The following is a 20,614-nucleotide window of genomic DNA, read 5'->3' on the forward strand; positions in this document are numbered from 1 at the left end:
GATCTAACGGAGTGTGTATGCCCACAAACACCAACATCAGTTTCATTGCGATCACGTTGCTTTTTTGGGGAGTCCTGTTTACTCATACTGCCCGGGGGGCCGAAGTGGATGGTTCGATCCATGTGAGTATTCTGGAAAATAAGGCGCTTTATCTGGCTGTCGGCAGTACGGAATGGGTGCCACTCAAACCGGGAGATCCCATTTATCCGGGCGATGAAGTACAGACCCTGCAAGGAACCAGACTGGTTGTGACGCTGGGCGATGGCAGTGAAGTTCGAATTGCCGAAAATTCACATTTCCGACTCAATCCTGAAACCAGCATGACAGATCAAAACTTTGATTTTCAGCTTTATCTGGGAAAAGCGTGGGCTCATCTTCGAAAAAATGTATATCGTTCAGCCCGTTTGATCATCCGGACCGCTCAGGCCAAAATCGATATTCAGGGAACATCCTATGAAGCGCAGGCCAATGACGCCTTCACGGATGTTCTGGTATTTTCAGGCAAGGTCAAGGTCAGTAATCAGAGCCAACGGGCAAATCCACCACCCTTGGCAGATGGCGAAATTGCCGGACCTCAGGAAATTGAGGCGCCTCAGGAAGTGACACTGGCCGAATGGCAACTCATTGTCGGAGCTTTTTACCGGGTACGGGTAGGACATACCGCCGCACAACCTCAACCTGAAAAGTTCAGTATGGCTCAGGTCAGTTCCGACTGGGTCTCATGGAATCTTGAACGAGACAAGTGATTCCATGCTGAATGGCAATCTGATTTCATTATTTAAAAACGGCATCGACATCCCGGCGAAAAATGAGCAACTTCTGCGTCAACGACTGGTACAGGGATGGGCTTTTTATGAAAATGTCAACAGTGCCCGTCTTCAGATTGCCCTGGAATCCTTCAGCGATGACATGCGAAAAGCCTTGTATGAAGTGCTTTATTTCCTGCATGAAAACAAACCTGAATTCACGGATGTCTCCTTCCGTGGCACTAAAATTCAGCATATCAGTGGCATTGTCCGCGAAAGCGTCTACCAGGGACATGCCTGCCTCTATTTCCCTGATGCGCCATCCGGACTCAAGGGTTTTACCCACATGCCCAAAATCCTTGAACATTCTTTTTTTGATTATATCCAGCAGGAATTTGGTCAAAGCTCTTTTGAAGACAAATATGAAGGACCGATCGTCAGTGTGAGTTCACTGGGGTCTATTGGAACCATTGGACACAAACCTTATGCTTCTGATCTGGATCTTCAGATTCTTTATGAATTGACGCCCTTCCGGTTTGATCTGAATGAATGGAACAATCAACGTCTGCAACTGGCCATGCAGACAGAAAGCCATTACTGGTTTCTCAGATTTTGTGCCCAGCAACAGCTTGTTCCCGAATTGCTTCTGCAACGTTATCCGCTCCAGTATGAAACCCTGCGTCGTGAAGCGACTGAACAGGTTGCCCGGCATTATCCCAACCTGTATCCTCTCCTGGGGGAGCATGAAACCCGGACAACCCTTTCTGAAATTGCGGGACAGGGTGTTCTGCGTCAAAACCTGATCCATGAGATCAGCAACCTGATTCAGCAAAATTATCAGATCACCCACGAATCGAGTTTCAGAAAAGCGGAATCTTTGCTCAAGCAACGCATTCAGGCGATTGAGCAATATGTTCAGGCCAAATTCCCGACCGTCGAACTGCATTTATTTGTTTGTTCCTGTGAGGCGTTTCGTCTGGGACAGCATGGCACTACCCTGGAATCCAAGGAGGCTTCCGGTTCCGCGTATGAGTTGATTCTAAATTATGAAGTATTGATGCCGGGTATCCAGTTTTTACCGGTTGTGCCGATGCACTACCTGCTTCCCCAGAAATTCAATGTTTCCCGTGGGTATTATGAGCGTGTCCTGCAATACATCCGTTTCCACTGTCTGCCGCTGTATGAAGAAATTTCTCCGTTGTTGATGGATCAGGGACCGGTGAGCCATCTCGGCCTGTCCTACATGCAGACCCACATGGGAGCGGCCTATTGGGAAGCTTTCAAAGCAACCTCCGGCAATTTGCCCAAGTCACTGCTCAATCTGCTCCGGATTGAGACCATGTATCACCCTGAATACCTTTATACCATTATTGAACTGATCAAGTATCCCTCACTGATCAACGAGCGAGTCAACGCCATCCTCAATCATGAACAGCCCACCGTGAATCAGCGTATCAAAAAAGGAGATGGGCTCCAGATCCGGGAACTGGTGCGTCTGGAACAGAGTATTCCTGTTCTGAAAATGGACCCCTGGTGGCTCAAATACAAGATTCTCAAGGTGTTTTATCAAGATCCGGTAACGTCGATCGACCCCTCAGAGCGCCGAAAAATTTCACGAAACATTGATCTTTGCTTTGCGTTGCATATCAAATTGTCCGATGCCTTTGGCGAACCTAAAACGGATGGCTATCGTGAAAAATTTCTTAAGGAATTTCTCACTTTCGTGTTTCCTGAAAAAAGTTGGGGCCGTGAATATATGGAAAGTCTGTTTCGTGGAGAAGTGCGCTCTGTGGATCATTTTGAGGCGGATTTGCGGGATTTGTTTGCCAATTGCCTTGACCGGATCCATGCCAGTCTGGTTGCGCACAACATGCCGGATCTCAGTAACCGTCAGGAGTTTGATATCTGGTTCCATTACTATCAACAGCATTTCATTGTTGATTCAAAAATGATCCGGCGCAATATTCTCACCCATCTCAAAACACCACGGGAACTGATTCGGATCATGTACAAAACCAGCAGAATTCGTGGACACTGGATTTTTCTGCAGAGCGCTCATGAACATAATCCCGAGTCGGAGTCACCGGCAACAGACGTGGAACTGCTGGTGGAAACATCCTTTTTGAAAGGGATCGCGTCCTGTATTCTGAATGGGTACTACGGGTTGACCGAAAGCAGGGACGGACCGAAAAAAACCCGGTTTGAACTGGATGTCAGCACCCTGAATATCAGACATCTTGAAGACCATTGGAGCATGGTGGATTCTGAGTTGATCTCAATCATCGCAGACCGGATTGTCGCGTTGTTTCCCTATCAAAAACATTCCTATCTCGAATGCATCCAGAGTGTTTGTCAGATCACCGAAGCGTTTTTTTTCATGAACCTGTTTCATTTCGGAACGTTGTCTGTGCTGTGCCGGGATAATCTGAGAAACTGGTGGATTGAGGATTATGCGCATCCGTCGTTGCAACTTGCGGCCCGGGAACTGTATGACAATCCCGCGAAATTAATGAACCATCCCGAGCTGAATACGACCATAAAAGCTTTTTTAAAGCAAAACCGGATCAAACCCGGAGATCCGGGGTTACGTCTTGATTTCTGGTACAATCCCATGAGCATCAATCAGCCGCAATTTTCTGAAATGCGTAAACGTGAAAAACTGATCTCTCGTTCATTCCGTGAGGCTTTTATCCAACAGCATGCCTCAACAAAAATAAATCTCTATGGCTGATCTGAATCTGTTCTCCCAAAAATATGGACTGCCTTTAAGCAATTATGACCATGAACTGTTCATGAAGCTGGAAATTTCGCGCAGAGAGACATTTATTCAGGACATTCAGCCAAAATATGAAATTTCACGGTTTGTCCTTGAATCCGTAAAACTTTCCTCCGTGGAAAAATCGCTGACACGGTTGCGGGAAGCGCCGGTCGGAAAAGTCAGGGTTCCGTTGAATCGCCTGGTCAGACTGGTCAATTATCTGCAACAGGGATTTCTGGATGAAGCACTGTTTGACCGGTTGCATGGTTTGCTCATCACGGTTTCTCATCGCTATAAAGCCTTCATTTCGCTGGTCAATCAGGCTCGAGACCAGCATGTCACACCGGAAAACTTCAGGCAGTACCTGCGTTCGGGGCTGTTTGAGCAGGAGATTTATACCCTCCGTGCCCGGATGTCAGACGCGGAAAGGCAAACCCTGCTGCAATCCATGGAAACAGAGGTCAAAGATCTTTATCAGCAGGAACTTTGTGTCAAGGATCGGGAATTTCTATTGAGAAACCAACTTCAAAACCAGCATGTCCTGCATGAAATTCTCATTCCCAAATATCGCCTGTTTTATGAAATTGAGAATTTGTTGAAAGACAACTACCTGAGCGAAGATCTTCAACCGTTTGTCGACATGGGCCTGAATTACGGAGTGCCTCTGCTCAAACGTTCACACACACTGGCAGAGTGGGCCAGCGATGGTTTTCTCAGCAAAGGTCTGGTTCAGTGGTATTTCAAGACGCTGATTCATGATGTCGATGAACTGGAAGATTTTTTTTCATTTTTGATGGAAATTGGCGATGCTGTGGTGCCGGCAAGAGCCCTTCATTATCTGGAACTGGGACTGTATGAATTGACAGAACAGCACAATTTTTCAGGATTCCAGAAAGTTGAATATCACTTGTCGGAACTGACCGACATGTTGATGGCTTCTGTTCAGGAATATATCAATCTCATGAGTTTACCGGCAACACACAGTGAGTTTCTAACCAATGAACGCCTCACCCGGTTCTATCAACAGATTCTTCAATGTGCGGAGAAAATGATCGGTGATAAGGAACTGCTCCATGCTGGCCGCTATGTGAAACGTATCAGGGAAACCGTGATGAAGATTGACTTGATGCACCAGGAATCAGCCTCTAAAAATCAGGCATTTCCCGGTAAAAAACCTTATGGTGTGATAGAAGCACTGAAGAATCTTCTGAAAATCAATTTCGAAATTGAATGGGATAATCTGTTGAGCATGAGTCAGTTTCTCATCAAACATATGAAAGAATTGCTCGCCAGCGGCAAAATACCGGCGGATAGCGTCATGGCCCGGATTTTTTCCGCAAGAGTGTCGTTGATTGAAAAAGCCCTGCAACAGCCCCATGAGAGAAATGTTTATATTGCCCAAATGATTCCGCTTGGGCAATTTCCTCTGTTCACCCTCTCAGAATACATCAACCGCCCCCGAGCACGATCCTGATACAGAAGGTATTAAAAATTAAGTTTCTGCGTTTCCCCTCTTGCGTCTCATCAAAACTTTATGTCAAAGCTATTATACATCCATATTTGAAGCATGTTGGGTGTTAATGTAGTCCTCAGAATGATTGGCGCTGCCATCGTTGTTCACCTGTTGTTTGGTTAAATAAGGAAAATCATGAAACGTATTACCCTGTTTATGATTCTGCTCCTCTGTGGTTTTTCGGTCAATGCCGAGCCTGTACAGAATCCCTGCTCCTCCTGTGATTTTCTGATTCAGTCACTGGATAAACCGTTTTCACTGGTTGGAACCTGGCTGTTCACTCGCGATGATAATCCTCAGAATAAAGACCTTGAGGCCGACACCAAAGACTGGAAAATCGTCAAGGCTCCCGGCCCCTGGAAAAAAGTGTATGACGATGGAAAATCATTCAGGGTTGGCTGGTATCGTGGAACGCTCCATTTTGATCCGTCCCTGCTTGGACAGGAAGTGGTGTTTCTGATTGATACCTACGTGGCAAGACTGGATGTGTTTCTGGATGGACAAAAAATCTATCATCGGGGAGACATCAATAAATATGAACCGTATTATGGCATTCAGCCGGTTCCGGTACGTTTCAAAATTACCGAAACGACCCATACGCTGGCTTTTCGGGTGGACACGATCCTCATGGTCGGGATCTACCAGCTTCCTTTTGAACTTCGAGCCTACAATCCCGGTGACGCGTTTATCGGATTCTTCCATTTCTGGGGTGGCGAATTCCGCTTTCTGGCCGCACACCTGGCTCTGGGATTTGGACTGTTCTTTCTGCTGGTATTTTATAAAACCCGGTACCCCATGTATTTACTGGCGGCACTCAGCAGTATCATGGTTTATCCGTTTTATGCCTTCCCCGGAAATTTCTACATGAAATGGTTTGACTCACAAACATTGCTGGTTCTGCATTACATCGGGATCATATCGCTGGGAATATTCCCCTATTATTTCGCCCAGTATTTTTACAAGGAATTTCCCAAAAACAACATTGTGCATGGTGTGCTTAATTTGTTGCTTCTTGTGATTTTCAGCTACCTCTCGATTGATTTTCATCTCGAACTATTTCAGAAAGTGCGGGTGATTCTGTTTCTGTATGAAGTTTCCCTGATCGGTGTTGTCATTTACATGCTTTCCAGAACAGTTTTTGGGAAATCATCCAACAAAACCAAAGGACTTCCCCTGTTGCTGGTTGCCGAAATCTTTTTCTTTTTCTCCTGTGTTCATGACATTCTGATCGCACTGGGAAAAATCAATTCAGTCGCTATGATCTTTTCAGGGACACTGTTTGTTGTAGTCGCCATGCTGTGGGTGGCCAGTAATATTTTCGCGGACACTTTTGTGGAAAACAAACGGCTGGTCAAGGATTTGAAAACGATCAATGAACATCTGGAAGAAATGGTGGAGCAACGCACAGAACAGTTGCGTCAGAAGAACAATGACATCCAGAGCATGCTACAAAATCTGCCTCAGGGCATTCTGACCATTGCGGAGGAAAATAAAATCCATCCGGAATATTCCATCTATCTGGAAACCATTTTTGAAACCAAACAGATTGCGGGACAGGAGATCATGAGTTTCCTGTTTGAGAGCAGTAATCTGGGTGTTGACGCCCAGGGGCAGATCAACAGTACGCTTGAAAGCTGTATTGGCGAAGATGAAATGAATTTTGATCTCAATCGTGGAGTGCTTCCCCTCGAATATGAAAAGACCCTGCATGATGGTCAGGTCAAAACCCTGTCGCTCATCTGGTCTCCGATTTGTAATGACGATGAAATCATCGAAAAAATTCTGGTTTGCGTTCGGGATGTGACACAATTGAAGCAATTGGAGAAAGAAGCGGGTCAGCAAAAGAAAGAGTTGGAAATGATTGGAGAAATCCTGGCGATTACCAACAAGAATTTTGTTTCATACATCAAAAATTCAAACCAGTTCCTGCTGGAAAACAGAAAACTTATTGAAAACACCACCCAGGCCTCTGATGACGTGTTGCAGACGTTATTCAGGAATATGCATACCATCAAAGGCAACGCACGGGTTTATGGACTGCATAACATGACAGACACGGCGCACCATGCGGAACAGAGCTATGACGCCTTGCGAAAAAAACAGATTGAATGGAATCAGGAACTGTTATTGCGTGAGCTGAATGAGGTCAGCTATTCACTGGAACTATACAATCAACTCTATGAGGAAAAACTTTCTGTGTTCTCAGGAAAACAGCAGGGAACGTTTGTGGAAGAAACGTTGATGGAAAAACTGAAACATGCCCTGCAGGACAGTGCGACTGATAAACTGGACACAATCCGCCATTCCATTTCACAGATGAAAACCATTATCATGGCATTTGATACAGAGTCGCTGGATAAAACCGTGAGTGAAGTGATCCAGAGTCTGCCTTCGATTGCCAAAGAAATCGGCAAGCCAACTCCGACTGTGCTTGTGAAAGACCAGAATGTCAGAGTGCGCAGCGAAATAGTACCAATGCTCAAGGATGTTTTCATGCACCTGTTTCGCAATGCCATAGATCATGGCATTGAATCGCGGGAAGAACGAGTCCGGTCTGGAAAATCCGATAAAGGGCAAATCACACTGGAAGCCGCTATTGTTAATGGAAAACTGCAACTCCGCCTGTTTGATGACGGCCGCGGACTGGGCCTTGTCAAACTGCGCAAAAAAGCCCTGGAACAAGGAATATTCACAACGGACACACCACCTACAGACCAGGATGTCGCCCAGCTTATTTTTGCGTCAGGCATGTCCACGGCAGAGCAGGTGACCACCATTTCAGGCCGGGGTGTTGGCATGGATGCCGTCAAACGCTTCCTGCAACGTCAACAGGGAGATATTGAAATCGTGTTCCAGAATCAGGAATCGGATTCCGCGGAATTTCGTCCGATCGAGTTTCATATCACCTTGCCGGGAGAATACGGTATTCAACTTTCCTGAACATTGAGCAAAAATTATGTCATCATCTGAAATAGAAAACGTTTTACAAGCGATTGATACCTTGGCCCGGTGGGTTAAAAAACTCGATTCTTATTCTGAGGACCAGATCAAACTGAATCCGATTCCGCCGACAATTTACGCGGAAATCAATCATTTGTCAGATACCATCCATGACGCGACCATCCAGGCTAAAAAGAAGGAAGAAAAACTTCAACGGTTGTCAGAACTTTTTGAACAGCTTGAGCAACTGAAAGATGTTGACCAGATTCTGAACACGACGTTTCAATTGCTGGGAAAATACATCCATTTCAGCGATTCGGCATGTTATCTCATGGAGGATGGGTATTATGTGCCTGAAAAAGAAGCGTTTGTGGACGCGCTCAATTTGAAGCTCAACAGCGATGTGACCGAATACATTTTTTCAGAAGGCGATGACGTCCGCTGTTTTAATCGCATTGAGGAAGGCAGTTACCTTCACAAATATTTCTCTCAGGTCGATGAAGATGTAGAACGCGCCAATATCCTGTTTCTACGCATCCATGGAACAGGAAAGATCCTGTGTTTTTATCAAAGTCCCGGCAGTCAGGGATTTAACCATGCGGATGAAGAGTTTTGCAAAGCGATCATGAAGCAGGCCAAACTGCGCATTCGCAACATCACCCTCATCAAGGAAGAAATCAGACTGGAATCCGAATTGAAAATCGCGGGACTGGTACAAAAGAAACTGTTTCCCAAAGAGCTTCCCCGTATTCCCAATCTTGATATTGTCACGTTCCATAAATCCGCCGCGGAAACAGGGGGAGACTGGCATGGGTTCATTCAACTGGAGGATTATCTTTATCTGTTTATCGGGGATGTCACCGGTCATGGCGCGCCTGCCGCAATCATCACGGCCACCGTTTATGGAGCCTATCAGGTGTTGCGGGAGAAACTTCAAAATGGTGAGCTGGTTCTTCCACATGAAGTTCTGAATTATTTGAATAATGTGGTTTGCGCATCTGGACAGGGTGAATTTTTGATGACTTTTTTCGCGGGAAGACTGAACCTGCGAACAGGTCTCATGGAGTTTTCCAATGCGGGACATCCTTTTCCTGTCTACATTCAGGCCATAAAACCGGAAGTCAAGCACCTCTATGCCAACAACCCTCCGTTGGGGTATCATGAGAATGTTCAATTTGAACTGCATTCCGGTGTTTTACATCAGAACGAAATTCTGATTTTATATACAGACGGCCTGATCGAAAACGAAAATAAAAAAGGCTATGTGTTGACGGCCAATAAATTACATCGTTTTCTCAAGCAATATTACGCTGATCATCAAAATAATATCACCAGCACCCAACTGGTCCATGAAATCATCACCAGGGTTGATGGGGAGGCCTCCATACAGATTGAGGATGATTTGAGTATCATTTGTATTCGCCAGCTTCAACCCTGGCCGGAACAGATTGTTTAGTGCCACGTTGTTAATCTTTTGTTTTTGCCACAGAAACACAAGGACACAGAGGAGTTGATTCCGTAAAACATGACAAAATAGAGGGCCCTTAAAATGGGCCTTTGATTTGTCCTATGGTTTTTGTATTATTCTGTAGGGGCAGACCTGTGTGTCTGCCCATGAGCTGGCCAATGTCGTCAAATTAAAGACTTACCTGCGATAAAATCCCCCTTTTCAAAGGGGGTTGGGGGATTTAACCCTCAGAATTACATCCCCCTAACCCCCTTAAACCAAGGGGGAATGGATTCACAGTACCATTCTGAATGCTTAAGTTAATGACATTGGGAAGCTGGGCGAACACACAGGTTCGCCCCTACGTTTTTGGCCGAAAACATAACAAACCCCTGAGATTTATTTCTGAATACTGTAATTGTTAATTTTAATGGAGAGAAACGTTATGGCATCCCTGTTGATTGTCGATGATTCGAGTGCGGTGAGAAACAGCATCGTTCAATTTCTCAACGAACACGGAATTGAGTGCATCACAGCATCCAATGGCTTTGAGGGGATTGAACAATTGAAAGCCAATCCGGGCATCAAACTGATCATTACAGACATTATGATGCCGGAAATGACAGGTCTGGAAATGCTGGATAAAATCAGAAATGAAGTAGGAAATCAGGAGGTCAAAGTCCTCATCCTTACCAATGAAAACAGTCCGGAGTTTAAACTGAAATGCAAACCGCTGAAAGTCAAAGCCTGGATTGTCAAACCGTTTGATGGACCGAATGCCCTGCCAGTCATTCAAAAACTGCTTCAATGAAAGGCATCATCTTCAGTCGTTGAAACTAAGGAACGCTCAAAAAATAACAGGGAAAACTTTCTGGTGACGAACGTTACGTTCCCGTTCCATTACGTTGGGAAGATACCCATTTTTCCACAATAATCTTCAAACAGATGATTGGCATCCCTCATGATCCGGTCCTTGTCCTCGGGTGATACAACACTGTGCGACCTGTCAAGAACTGTTTTGAGCTGTTCTGCATAATCCGCGGTTATCTCAATCGTGACCAATTCCCGCTGAAGCGCATTCAGATGTTCCGCAAGTGATTTCAGCGGCACCTGAGACAGTGGTTCACTGTCGAGAATCATATACAATCCCGGACCTTCTACTTTTTCTCGAACCCTCAGAAAATAGTGTTCTGCCTCCTGTCGCGAATATTGAGGCGCTTCAAGGAGCCAGGCGTCAAACAAGTCGCTGGTGGAATTCCATGAAGGCACCGGGTGCTGTTCCATGAATCTGGCAAACTGCGTCAAGGCCTGTGCGGCCTGGACCACAGACCATCCCGCGGGCAAACGATTCAGCGCTGGAAACAGGGCCATGAGCGGATAAGCGGATTTCAGTGAAACTTCCAGATATTCCTTGAGCGAAGTTTCATGCTGAAAATAATTCCGGGTATGAAACTTTCTGAGCAGGAATGGGGAATTCTGACATTTTGTTTCAAGCATGTTCTGGAAAGAAACAGGTAAAACGATTTTCCATGGTTGATAGATCCGTTCAGGAATTTCGCCGAGACAATTGAGATTGTCCTGATAATCAATGCCCGGTCCGGTTTGTTCTTCATTGAGGGTTTGCATCCTGTGTCCTTTTACAAACCGGGACTGCTCCAGATAGCCTTCCAGAAACGAGTGGATTTTCAGGGAACCTCGTTCGATGGATAACTGCATCGGACTTGTGGAATCGAGGATCAATCCTCCAAGTTTGCAGGGAATTCCCTGAGCATGGGTCCACCACAGCAACGCCAGAAGCTGGTCTGCAAAAAATTCTTTCCACGCTTCTTTTTCTTCGGGAGTGATTCCCTGTCCCTGAGGATAATGCTGATTGTTCAAGTGGCGTTCATTCATGGCTGTTACAAAAAAACGCAGACCATCGCCATCGCCTCCGCTGGGATTCGGGGTGATGAATTTACGCCCCATGAGCTGAAATTGTTTCAACACCTGGTCATTCATTTTCTGGATTGCGGCTTCATACAATGGTTCCCGGGAAACCTTCATTCGCTTTTTGATTTCTGTGGATTTGCTCAGATCGACTTCAATCAAAATTCCAAATCCCTGGATGGTGAAGGCGATTTCTTCATGAATCAACGCATGAATCCTGTCTGCGATGTCTTCTTTGGGTAAAATGGAGTTTCCGGGAACCAGCATGAAACTATCGACTTTGTGTATGAGCATTTCCTGAACTTCTTCCTGAAGTCCGGTGGCCACTCTCACGGCTTCCGTGTAAGCCAGTTCGTGGCTGGTGCGTTCTGAATACTGGAGCAGATTGCGCACATATTCCTGAAACGCTCTATGGAAAAAATTAACCATCACCTGGGTCACGTGCTGATAATCCTCAAAAATCAACAGGGCATAATTGTCCTGGCACAACAGATCAAACGGAATTTCCAGCGGAATGAGAACATGCAGTTTTTTACGATCAAGCCAGGTGTGAATGGTTCGATTCGGCTGAATATGTGACAAGAGCGAGGCAATAATCTGTGGCTCCGCGGGAAAGTAGTCAAGAGCATCCGGGAAGAGTGGATAGGCCTTTTCAAACCGGATTCCCACCGCATAAGATTCCCGGATGGGTGACAAAATATCTTTCATGGTGGCGGAGTCACGGTTCAATTTGCCGGTCAACGCGCCAAACAACGCCGACTGCGCAAGTTCGCGCTGTTCATACATCCATTGCCGGTATTGGTTGAGTTCAAATTCCAGACGTTCCAGGATGCTGGTATAAATCGTATTGAACACTTCTGTCACCGGAAAAACGAAATAATTGGTGATGAAGCAGATATTTCGCCCTAAGGGTGCTTTATAAAAGTTGAGGTTGACAAAGCCTTCAAGCTGGTTGGCCCTGATCAAGGGGAAAGACAGGGAATAAACACCTTTGGTTGAGGCATAACTGGTTCGGAGTTCAAACAGTTCAAACGAGCTTTCCTTCATTTTTGCCATGCGTTTGGCCGTGACAGAGTCTTGATGGATCTGGATGATGCTGGGGAAATCACGGGGAGTTCTGTGTCCGCTGGATACGAGTGAAAAACTGTTGCCATGGATGAGTTGAATCGAACAGGAATGGCATTTGAGCCCCCTGATTTCGCCAAAGGCCTGATGGAGATATTCCACCAGTCCTTCAAAATGTGACGCATTGCGAATCCGACTTTGGATTCGTAACATTTTTGTTTCTTTCTGATTGCCCAGAATGTTGAGAAATAACATAAACAGAGAAGTTGACAGCAACAGCAGCAGGGGAAACATCAGCGCATCCGTAAAAGCCACTTTGTCTGCAATGTCAGACAGTGACGCAAGATAAAGGCTATATATTTTTTGATGGGATGTTTCCGGAGTGCTGATCTGACGTCTGAGAAAATAGTAAAGTGATTTGTCCACGCCATGCCAGCTATAGCGACTGAAGCCAACGGATTTATTCAGCAGACTGAGCCTGAGATTCATGTTGGCGGTCTCATAAATTTCATTGGGCGCGACCAACGACACACCAAATTTGATTCGTTCCGCAATATCTCGTTGAATGTCAGGGAAAACCCTGAAAATCAAACTGTCACGTTCCTCGTTGGGCAGTGTCCGATACTCCTTTTCATAATCACGAATCAGAACGCCCCGGATCTGATCAATAAAATCGGAAGCATGTTCATCCAGAGTGATCCCTTCTTTGGGCCAGATATAAATTCGGCGTGACACAGCCTGGTTGTATTTTTCCTGTTTATCTTCAATGGATTCACTGGTCGCGTATTCCAGAAGATAACGCATGGCCTCAAACTGTCGGGTCGGTGTGGTGAATTCGGTATAAATCCGTTGGCCGATCCATACAATTTCTAGCAGGATCAGGAGTGTGCTTAACCATAAGGAAACATTTTTTCCACGGATCTGACATCGCTGCAATTCAATGGAACGAAACCCGTAATCCATCAAGGGTTGTTTATTCAGCAGGCGTTGCTTGAAATACGCCCACATCAAACCGGAATCGTTTTCATGGGGATGGTTTTGGGACATGTGCATGCTATGTTGGAGTTTTCGAGAGTCTGGTCTCAAGTAAGTGCTTAATTTCTGTAAAAACAGCATCAACAGATTGGTTGCCATCAACCACGGCGATCCGGTCGGGTGATTGTCGACTCAATTCATCAAAACCGTGAGCAACCCGTTGAAAAAAGGCCAGTGTTTCCTGATCAAACCGACTTTCCTGTGAAAGATCCGGTTTCACCTGTTGTCTTTGCGAAATACGTTCCAGAGCGGTTTCCGGAGAAATCCGGATCAAAATACTCAAATCCGGCATGTGAGGTGCCACCCATTGTTCAACGATGGACGAAATCCCTGTCAGGTCCAGTTGCCGGCCATATCCCTGGTAGGCAATGGTGGAATCATGAAAACGGTCGCACAACACCAGCTTGCCCTGGTTCATGGCCGGTAGAATGACCTGTTTCAGATGCTGGATGCGATCCGCCAGATAAAGGAGCAGTTCACTGGCTTCAGACAATTCATGATTCGCGGGATTGAGCAGGATGGTGCGAATCTGTTGTCCGATGGCCGAACCACCGGGTTCTCTTGTTGTCACGGTATCAATCCCCCTGGAAGAAATCCATTCCGAGATGAGTTTGATCTGGGTTGTTTTGCCACAACCGTCGATGCCTTCAAACGTAATAAATTTTCCGCTATCCATGTTTTTCCCGATTTTGTGATTGTAAAAACGATTGACCTGTTTGGCTTATAAAAGACCCGTTCAATAGAAGAAAGATGAAAACAGAAAAGTTTCAATTTAACTTTTAGGCAGATCTATCATCTCAAGATTTAATCTGTCATTTTGGCACAACTTACGCATATAGAACAATCACGATTTATGGATCCCCATTTTTTTCAACCTTCTTCATTGGAACAAGAATTCCATGCGACATCTGATCTCTTTTTCATGCCTGATGTTCATGTTCCTGGCCTCGTCCCCTACAGGATGGGCACAAAAACCGGTTTCGGCAGGACATATGCTGGATGAGATTCAGCTTCAGACGGCAATGCCTGAATCCCTGCTGATTTTACAAGGAACTTTTACACCGGAGCAGTTTTCTAATGTTGAGGTTATCTCAAAAAAAAATACGCCCTCGGTGGATATTAAAATTCCCAACAGTTTTATCAATAATCTCAAACTTCCCAAACTGATCAAATACAAGGAAAAAGATATTCTGGAAACCGTCAGCATTCAGGAAGATGTGAACCGTCGTGACAATGGGAGCATCGCCTTTGAAGTCACCCTGGCATTGAAAGGCTGGGATATGATGGATGTGCTGTTTGATCGTGGTAGATCCAATAATCAGAAAATGGTATTTGTGATACGTTCCCAGAAAAGAGTCACAGAACAAGCGCCCGCAGAGTCAGCCTCTGTGCCAGCTCCAAAGGAGCCGTCGGGACCGCCACCTGTACCCACGGTGACAGCCACCTCCAGCAGGACCCTGGAAAAGCAGGAATTTAAAAAACCTGAAAAAGAAGCCATCCCTGTTACAGCGGATGTGCCTAAGCCCATGACGCCGGCATCGTCCACCGGCAAAGAGATGCGTCCCATGAATCCCACAGGGGAACCGGACAAAATCCTGCTCCATCCTGTTTCTGCGATGATGGTGTATCAGCGTCCATCCCGGTTGCAGGTTTCCATTCTGAACGCGTCACATCAAGTCAATGCGGCACAGCGGTTGGCGGTATTTATGGAACGTCATCAACGTCGGATGCTGGAAGATAAAATCGGGATGAAACTCGAAGTCACCAATATTTCATCGGTGCGAGAAAAATTTATTCTGCCCAAAACAAAAATTTATTACAGGCCCAATTATCTGGATTCCGCATTGAAGATGTCTGAAGTGATTCCGGGAGAACAGATTATTGAGAGTATGCCTCTGGATCGCAGAGGAAAACTGGGAATTGACGTGGAAATATATGTTGGCGAAAATTTTGAATAAACCGATGAAATACCTGCTCATCTGTCTGTATTTGTTGACAACGGCAAGCTGGGTCTATGCGTTCCCCCAGTTCACCGGTCGCGAGAATGCCATTGAACTGGCCAAAGTGATTGATAAAGCACAGTTCATGGCACACCGTGTGGCTTCCGTTTTTGTCAAAAACCGGACATCCGAAGAATTCTACCTTCAGGTCATTCTTGACGACGGCTCCAGCCAGGACTGGTATATGGACCGTATTTATGAATGGGTTCTGACAGACCAGTTGCTTCCGATCAATAACCAGGTCATTGTGTTTCCCTCGGATGAAAGCACTGAGTTCTTTGTATTGGATAAGAATCAGTTTTATCGTCTGGTACTGACCTCAGAAGCCTTTGTAAAAACTTATGAGGAACATGATCTGTTGTCCGGGAAAAATCTGAAGTATGAGATCCGGCGTTTTCGACTGATTTTACCTGAAGAAGAAGCCCGTTATAAAACCGATGCACGAGGCAACCGCTATCGTTATGTGCTGGAACTTAAAAATGGTTCAAGGGAAGTCTTCACGTATCTGGATGCTTATAAATTAATGACTCAGGGGGCCTTTATCCAGGAACCACTGAAAGATGACATCATTTTGAGCCGGGCATTTCAGGTTCAGGGGATTGATGTCAAGCCCAAGCAACTGGAAGATGAACTGCGTAATATCTGGCGGTTTGGTGTCGAAGTCATGTTCAATCAGCCCATTCCGCTATCACCGGAACTGTTTCCCTTTCAGGTCATTGAAGAGAATTTCCGGGATCCTCAGACAGGTGATCGTCTGAACCGGTTTTACATCCAGGTCATGTTCCCCAACGCTGAAAAAATTAAAGATATTCCCATCATCAGGACACTGGAATATTTACAGCATGTCAGCATTGTGACCGATGTTGAGAATCAGAAACGGATATTTTTGAGAGCACAGATCAATCCGGATGTGTTTGAACTGCCGCCATATATTGAAGTGACCAGCAAAAACGCTGTGATTGTTCATTTCTTCATTGTGACCGATCAGAGCGTAGCCCAACGCTCAGAATTTGTAGAACCCGGCAAAGCGGAAATCACCATGCATCCTGCAATGGTTCCGGCTACACGGGGAACAAAATTTGATGAACATTATCTCAAGGCTGTGGAACTGATTCGTTTCATCCAGGGACATCACGATCTGCATCTGAAAATCCAGACCTATCTCAAGGCCTTGGCTGAACTTCAGCAGGCATCGTTGAATGCCACCAAGGATGATCAACTCTCACAGGCACTGTCACAGCGGGATGTGCTGTATGAAGTTCTACCGCAAATGATCATTGAAAACACGCAGAGCAAGTTGAGAAATCCAAAATCTGAAATCAACAAGGATGAATTGCTTCAGCATCTGGAGCAGGCGGAAAATATCACAGAAAACCGCGAAATATTGAGACAGGTCCTGTCTTTGAAAAATATCCTCAAATAATAGTTTCAGTAGGAACTTCCCCATTTTGAATGAATTGTAGGGGTGATCACAAGGATTGCCCCATTACAGGAATGTAAACAATTTCTGAACTTCCTCACTTATTGGCCTTCATTCAAATTTCCCGATTGCATTAACAGAAAAGATAGATTAGAGTCGGTTTACCTTCCAAATGGGGGTGTTCCGGATTCGACTGGGAGTGGAAATCCAGGAAGCAAGCCGTGGGTAATACTCTTGGCCACGTTAAAAGGAGTATTAAAAATCTTAACTGCAAACAACGCAGAATATTCTCCAGCTACAGCAGCTCTAGCTGCTTAGTTAGGAGCGCTTTCAAATCAGTACGCCTTAGGCTGACTTGTTAGTGTCATATAACTCAGGCTGGTGATGCGGTTCTTCCGACAGCATTACGAGATTCAGGAAGTGTTCTTGTGTGAAGCGGTTTCCTGCTGACACCTCAGGCGAAAACGAAAAGTGGAAACTAAGCTTGTAGAAACCGAAATGGAAACTAATCAGGACGCGGGTTCGACTCCCGCCACCTCCACCATTTGCACACGTTACCACACTTTATTTTTCCCTACTCCAGACCTGTAAAACCTCTTTGTGTTCACTCTTTGATTACAGACAACACCACGGTATTGGTCGAACACCAAGTTAGCCAACACCGAATTGACCCATCATGGTGAGACCTATCTCGATTGACAGGAATGATTGACATTTTCCCTGTTACCAAGATAGTTTCCATTTGCTATACATCATTATGCGTCATTTGTTGGTATTCAAAAAACGTCTCCCCTTGAGTAATCATTAAAATGGAAATTACCCGTTATCATGCAAAGTATTTTGCTTATGAACTCACCAAGAGATGTTCTTCGGATAATCTGGAAAAACTGTCAGGAACCTTGTCTAATGCGCAGGTGGACCTCAACCCCCATCAAATTGAAGCCGCACTTTTTGCCTTCCGCTCGCCATTGTCCAAAGGGGCTATTTTAGCGGATGAGGTGGGGTTAGGGAAAACCATTGAAGCCGGTTTGGTCCTGGCTCAAAAATGGGCGGAACGAAAAAGAAAGATTCTCCTCATTGTTCCTTCCAACCTTCGCAAGCAATGGAGTTCCGAACTTCAGGAGAAATTTTTTCTTTCCTCAACCATTCTTGAAACCAGGTCATTCAATCAGATTATTAGGGAAGGCAACCTGAATCCGTTTGATCAGGAGGATGTCATCATTATTTGTTCCTACCATTTTGCCCGCAACAAATCGCCTTATATCAAGAAAATATCATGGGAACTGGTCGTGATTGACGAGGCTCACCGGCTAAGAAATGTTTATAAGACCAACAATAAAATCGCCCGTGAGATCAAACATGCCTTGAATGATGTCCCCAAGATTCTACTGACAGCGACTCCCCTTCAAAATTCCTTGTTGGAGCTTTATGGGTTGGTCAGCATCATTGATGATCATGTGTTTGGGGATCTGAACAGCTTTAAAACCAATTACGCACGGGTCAACGCTGAACAAAAAATCACTAAAAACCGGTCTGGCGGAGTGGAACCCAGACAGGAAATGTTTGAAGATCTGAGAAATCGTCTCAAGCCGGTGTGTACACGAACGCTCAGAAGACAGGTGCTTGAATATATCAAATACACCAAGCGCATCCCGCTGACACAGGATTATATTCCGAGTGACGATGAAATCACCCTGTATGACGCCATGACAGAATATCTTCAGCGGGATAAGCTCTATGCGCTCCCCTCCAGTCAACGACAACTCATGACGCTGGTGTTGAGGAAACTGCTGGCATCTTCCTCTTTTGCCATCGCCAACACGCTCAATCGGCTGGCCTATAAACTCGAAAAATTACTGGAAACAGCCAGACATCAGCGAAATCAGGATATTACCGCAATACAGGACGTCACCGAGGATTACGAAGGATACGAGGAATTATCCGATGAATGGGTCGATGACGAAGAAGAGTTTGACGAAGATTCTGTTGCGGAATCATATTTTTCTGCTGAAGATATCAACGCCATAAAACAGGAAAAAACGGACCTTGAACGGTTTCGTGATCTCGCGAAAAAAATATGGAAGAATTCCAAAGGAGAAGCGTTGCTGGTTGCTCTGGAAAAAGGGTTTCAAATGACAGAGAAACTGGGCGCCAGAAAAAAAGCGATCATTTTCACCGAATCCCGTATCACTCAGGATTATTTGATGAATCTCTTGTCCATGAATGGATACAGGGACAAGGTGATTTTTTTCAATGGCTCCAACAATGATCCGAAATCAAAACAAATTTATGCGGAGTGGCTGAAAAAAAACAAGGACACGGATAAAGTGTCAGGTTCCAAAACAGCGGATTTGAGAGCGTCCCTGGTGGAATATTTTAAGAATGAAGCGGAAATCATGATTGCCACGGAAGCAGGCGCTGAAGGAATCAATCTGCAATTCTGCTCGCTGATGATCAACTATGATCTTCCCTGGAATCCTCAACGGATTGAGCAGCGAATAGGGCGTTGCCATCGTTACGGTCAAAAATACGATGTGGTGGTGATTAATTTTATAAACAGAAAAAATGCCGCTGATCAACGGGTTTATGATCTCCTTGATGAAAAATTCAGTTTATTCAAAGGCGTGTTTGGCGCAAGTGATGAGGTGTTGGGAAGTATCGAATCAGGGGTTGATTTTGAAAAACGTATTGCGGCCATTTATCAGAAATGCCGTTCAGAAGATGAAATCAACTCGGCTTTTGATGAACTCCAGCGTGAAATGGACGAGACCATTCAGGAAAATTTAGGTGAAGCCAAACAAAAACTTCTCGAAAATTTTGACGCTGAAGTGCATGAAAAACTGAAAACAAATCTGCGAGAAAGCCAGCAATATCTTGATACCTATGAACGTTGGCTTTGGGACATCACTCAACATTTTTTAGGAAATCATGCTGATTTTTCTGAGAATGAATACTTGTTCCACCTGAAGAAAAACCCTTTTGCGGACCCTACCGTTCTTGGACCCTACAAAATCGGGAAAAATATTGAGGATGCTCATATTTATCGCCCCAGTCATCCACTGGCACAAAAAATTCTCAGTGCGGTTAAATCAAAAGAACTTTCTCAGGCTGAACTGGTATTTGATTACACCCAGCATGGTGTGATTATCTCCATTTTGGCTCAACTCGTTGGCAAAGCAGGGTGGATGATGGTGAAAAACCTGACTGTTTCAGCCTTTGAATCGGAAGATTATGTCTATTTTGCCGGCATCACGGATCATGGGGAAATGCTTGATCCAGATCAATGCAGAAGAATGTTTGCGCTTAAAGCTCAGGAACAACCCAGCAATCAAACGATTCCATTCCAACTGCATGAATCCCTCCTTGACCGTCTGACACGCAGACAAAATGAAATTCTGGATACCATCGGTAACAGGAATAACGGTTTTTTTGAACAGGAACTCGATAAACTGGATAAATGGGGAGAAGACCGTCGAAATTCCTTGAAATTGGTTCTGAAAGACATGGATGATCGACTCAAGCTTCTTAAAAAAGAATCCCGTCTCGCCCCCAATCTGCCTGAAAAACTGAAAGTGGAAAAAGAACGCAAAAAACTGGAATCTGAACGGGATCAGGCATGGCGGGAATATGACAATGCCGCGAAAGAGATTGAAAAAAGCAAGGACGAGTTGATTGACAGAATTGAGCAACGTCTCAAACAGGAACTGACTGACCAAACAATTTTTTGTATCAAGTGGCGCATTATTTAACCTTTCATCTCAAAC

At 45.1% G+C, this 20,614-nt stretch carries 11 protein-coding genes and 1 other RNA gene; 10 read left to right on the forward strand and 2 right to left on the reverse strand.

Annotated features, from left to right (window positions below; all coding sequences use genetic code 11):
• The first annotated feature begins 17 nt into the window (after window positions 1-17).
• The 6 genes from HQM11_11715 to HQM11_11740 all read left to right on the forward strand — a co-directional run bounded on the left by HQM11_11715 (window position 18) and on the right by HQM11_11740 (window position 10,215).
• Window positions 18-746, forward strand: a complete 729-nt coding sequence (locus HQM11_11715; protein MBF0351692.1) for a FecR domain-containing protein — start codon at window positions 18-20, stop codon at window positions 744-746.
• Window positions 730-3,477, forward strand: coding sequence for a hypothetical protein (locus HQM11_11720; protein MBF0351693.1), 2,748 nt, complete (start codon window positions 730-732; stop codon window positions 3,475-3,477). The genes HQM11_11715 and HQM11_11720 overlap by 17 nt, the downstream gene beginning before the upstream one ends.
• Window positions 3,470-4,978: a hypothetical protein gene (locus HQM11_11725; protein MBF0351694.1), complete on the forward strand. Its 1,509-nt coding sequence runs from the start codon at window positions 3,470-3,472 to the stop codon at window positions 4,976-4,978. The genes HQM11_11720 and HQM11_11725 overlap by 8 nt, the downstream gene beginning before the upstream one ends.
• 174 nt (window positions 4,979-5,152) lie before the next feature.
• Entirely contained in the window at window positions 5,153-7,957 is a 2,805-nt protein-coding gene (locus HQM11_11730) for an Hpt domain-containing protein (GenBank protein ID MBF0351695.1), read from the forward strand.
• Window positions 7,958-7,973: 16 nt separating this feature from the next.
• A complete protein-coding gene (locus HQM11_11735) occupies window positions 7,974-9,413 on the forward strand; it encodes a serine/threonine-protein phosphatase (protein MBF0351696.1) in 1,440 nt (479 codons plus the stop codon).
• A 436-nt stretch (window positions 9,414-9,849) separates the two neighbouring features.
• Entirely contained in the window at window positions 9,850-10,215 is a 366-nt protein-coding gene (locus tag HQM11_11740) for a response regulator (protein MBF0351697.1), read from the forward strand.
• A gap of 89 nt (window positions 10,216-10,304) precedes the next feature.
• Here the strand turns inward: HQM11_11740 and HQM11_11745 are convergent, their stop codons facing one another.
• Both HQM11_11745 and HQM11_11750 read right to left on the reverse strand, forming a co-directional pair.
• Window positions 10,305-13,442 (reverse strand): hypothetical protein, encoded by a 3,138-nt coding sequence (locus HQM11_11745; protein MBF0351698.1) that lies wholly within the window; start codon window positions 13,440-13,442, stop codon window positions 10,305-10,307.
• A 7-nt stretch (window positions 13,443-13,449) separates the two neighbouring features.
• Entirely contained in the window at window positions 13,450-14,106 is a 657-nt protein-coding gene (locus HQM11_11750; protein MBF0351699.1) for a dTMP kinase, read from the reverse strand.
• 223 nt (window positions 14,107-14,329) lie between these two features.
• Here HQM11_11750 and HQM11_11755 point away from each other — a divergent pair, with 223 nt between their 5' ends.
• From HQM11_11755 to HQM11_11770, 4 genes are all read left to right on the forward strand, one after another.
• Window positions 14,330-15,388 carry a LytR C-terminal domain-containing protein gene (locus HQM11_11755; protein ID MBF0351700.1) on the forward strand — a complete coding sequence of 353 codons (1,059 nt, stop codon included), beginning with the start codon at window positions 14,330-14,332 and terminating at the stop codon, window positions 15,386-15,388.
• A complete protein-coding gene (locus HQM11_11760) occupies window positions 15,366-16,853 on the forward strand; it encodes a hypothetical protein (protein ID MBF0351701.1) in 1,488 nt (495 codons plus the stop codon). Before HQM11_11755 ends, HQM11_11760 begins: the two co-directional genes overlap by 23 nt.
• 171 nt (window positions 16,854-17,024) lie before the next feature.
• Window positions 17,025-17,394, forward strand: a transfer-messenger RNA (tmRNA) gene (gene ssrA / locus HQM11_11765).
• A gap of 265 nt (window positions 17,395-17,659) precedes the next feature.
• Window positions 17,660-20,599 carry a DEAD/DEAH box helicase gene (locus HQM11_11770; GenBank protein MBF0351702.1) on the forward strand — a complete coding sequence of 980 codons (2,940 nt, stop codon included), beginning with the start codon at window positions 17,660-17,662 and terminating at the stop codon, window positions 20,597-20,599.
• Window positions 20,600-20,614: the final 15 nt, after the last annotated feature.

This window comes from SAR324 cluster bacterium (assembly GCA_015232315.1).
Taxonomy (GTDB): domain Bacteria; phylum SAR324; class SAR324; order SAR324; family NAC60-12; genus JADFZZ01.

Coding starts and splice junctions, on each gene's coding strand:
- HQM11_11715 (MBF0351692.1), top strand. CDS start 18: ATGCCCACAAACACCAACATCAGTTTCATTGCGATCACGTTGCTTTTT.
- HQM11_11725 (MBF0351694.1), top strand. CDS start 3,470: ATGGCTGATCTGAATCTGTTCTCCCAAAAATATGGACTGCCTTTAAGC.
- HQM11_11730 (MBF0351695.1), top strand. CDS start 5,153: ATGAAACGTATTACCCTGTTTATGATTCTGCTCCTCTGTGGTTTTTCG.
- HQM11_11735 (MBF0351696.1), top strand. CDS start 7,974: ATGTCATCATCTGAAATAGAAAACGTTTTACAAGCGATTGATACCTTG.
- HQM11_11740 (MBF0351697.1), top strand. CDS start 9,850: ATGGCATCCCTGTTGATTGTCGATGATTCGAGTGCGGTGAGAAACAGC.
- HQM11_11745 (MBF0351698.1), bottom strand. CDS start 13,442: ATGTCCCAAAACCATCCCCATGAAAACGATTCCGGTTTGATGTGGGCG.
- HQM11_11750 (MBF0351699.1), bottom strand. CDS start 14,106: ATGGATAGCGGAAAATTTATTACGTTTGAAGGCATCGACGGTTGTGGC.
- HQM11_11755 (MBF0351700.1), top strand. CDS start 14,330: ATGCGACATCTGATCTCTTTTTCATGCCTGATGTTCATGTTCCTGGCC.
- HQM11_11760 (MBF0351701.1), top strand. CDS start 15,366: ATGTTGGCGAAAATTTTGAATAAACCGATGAAATACCTGCTCATCTGT.
- HQM11_11770 (MBF0351702.1), top strand. CDS start 17,660: ATGGAAATTACCCGTTATCATGCAAAGTATTTTGCTTATGAACTCACC.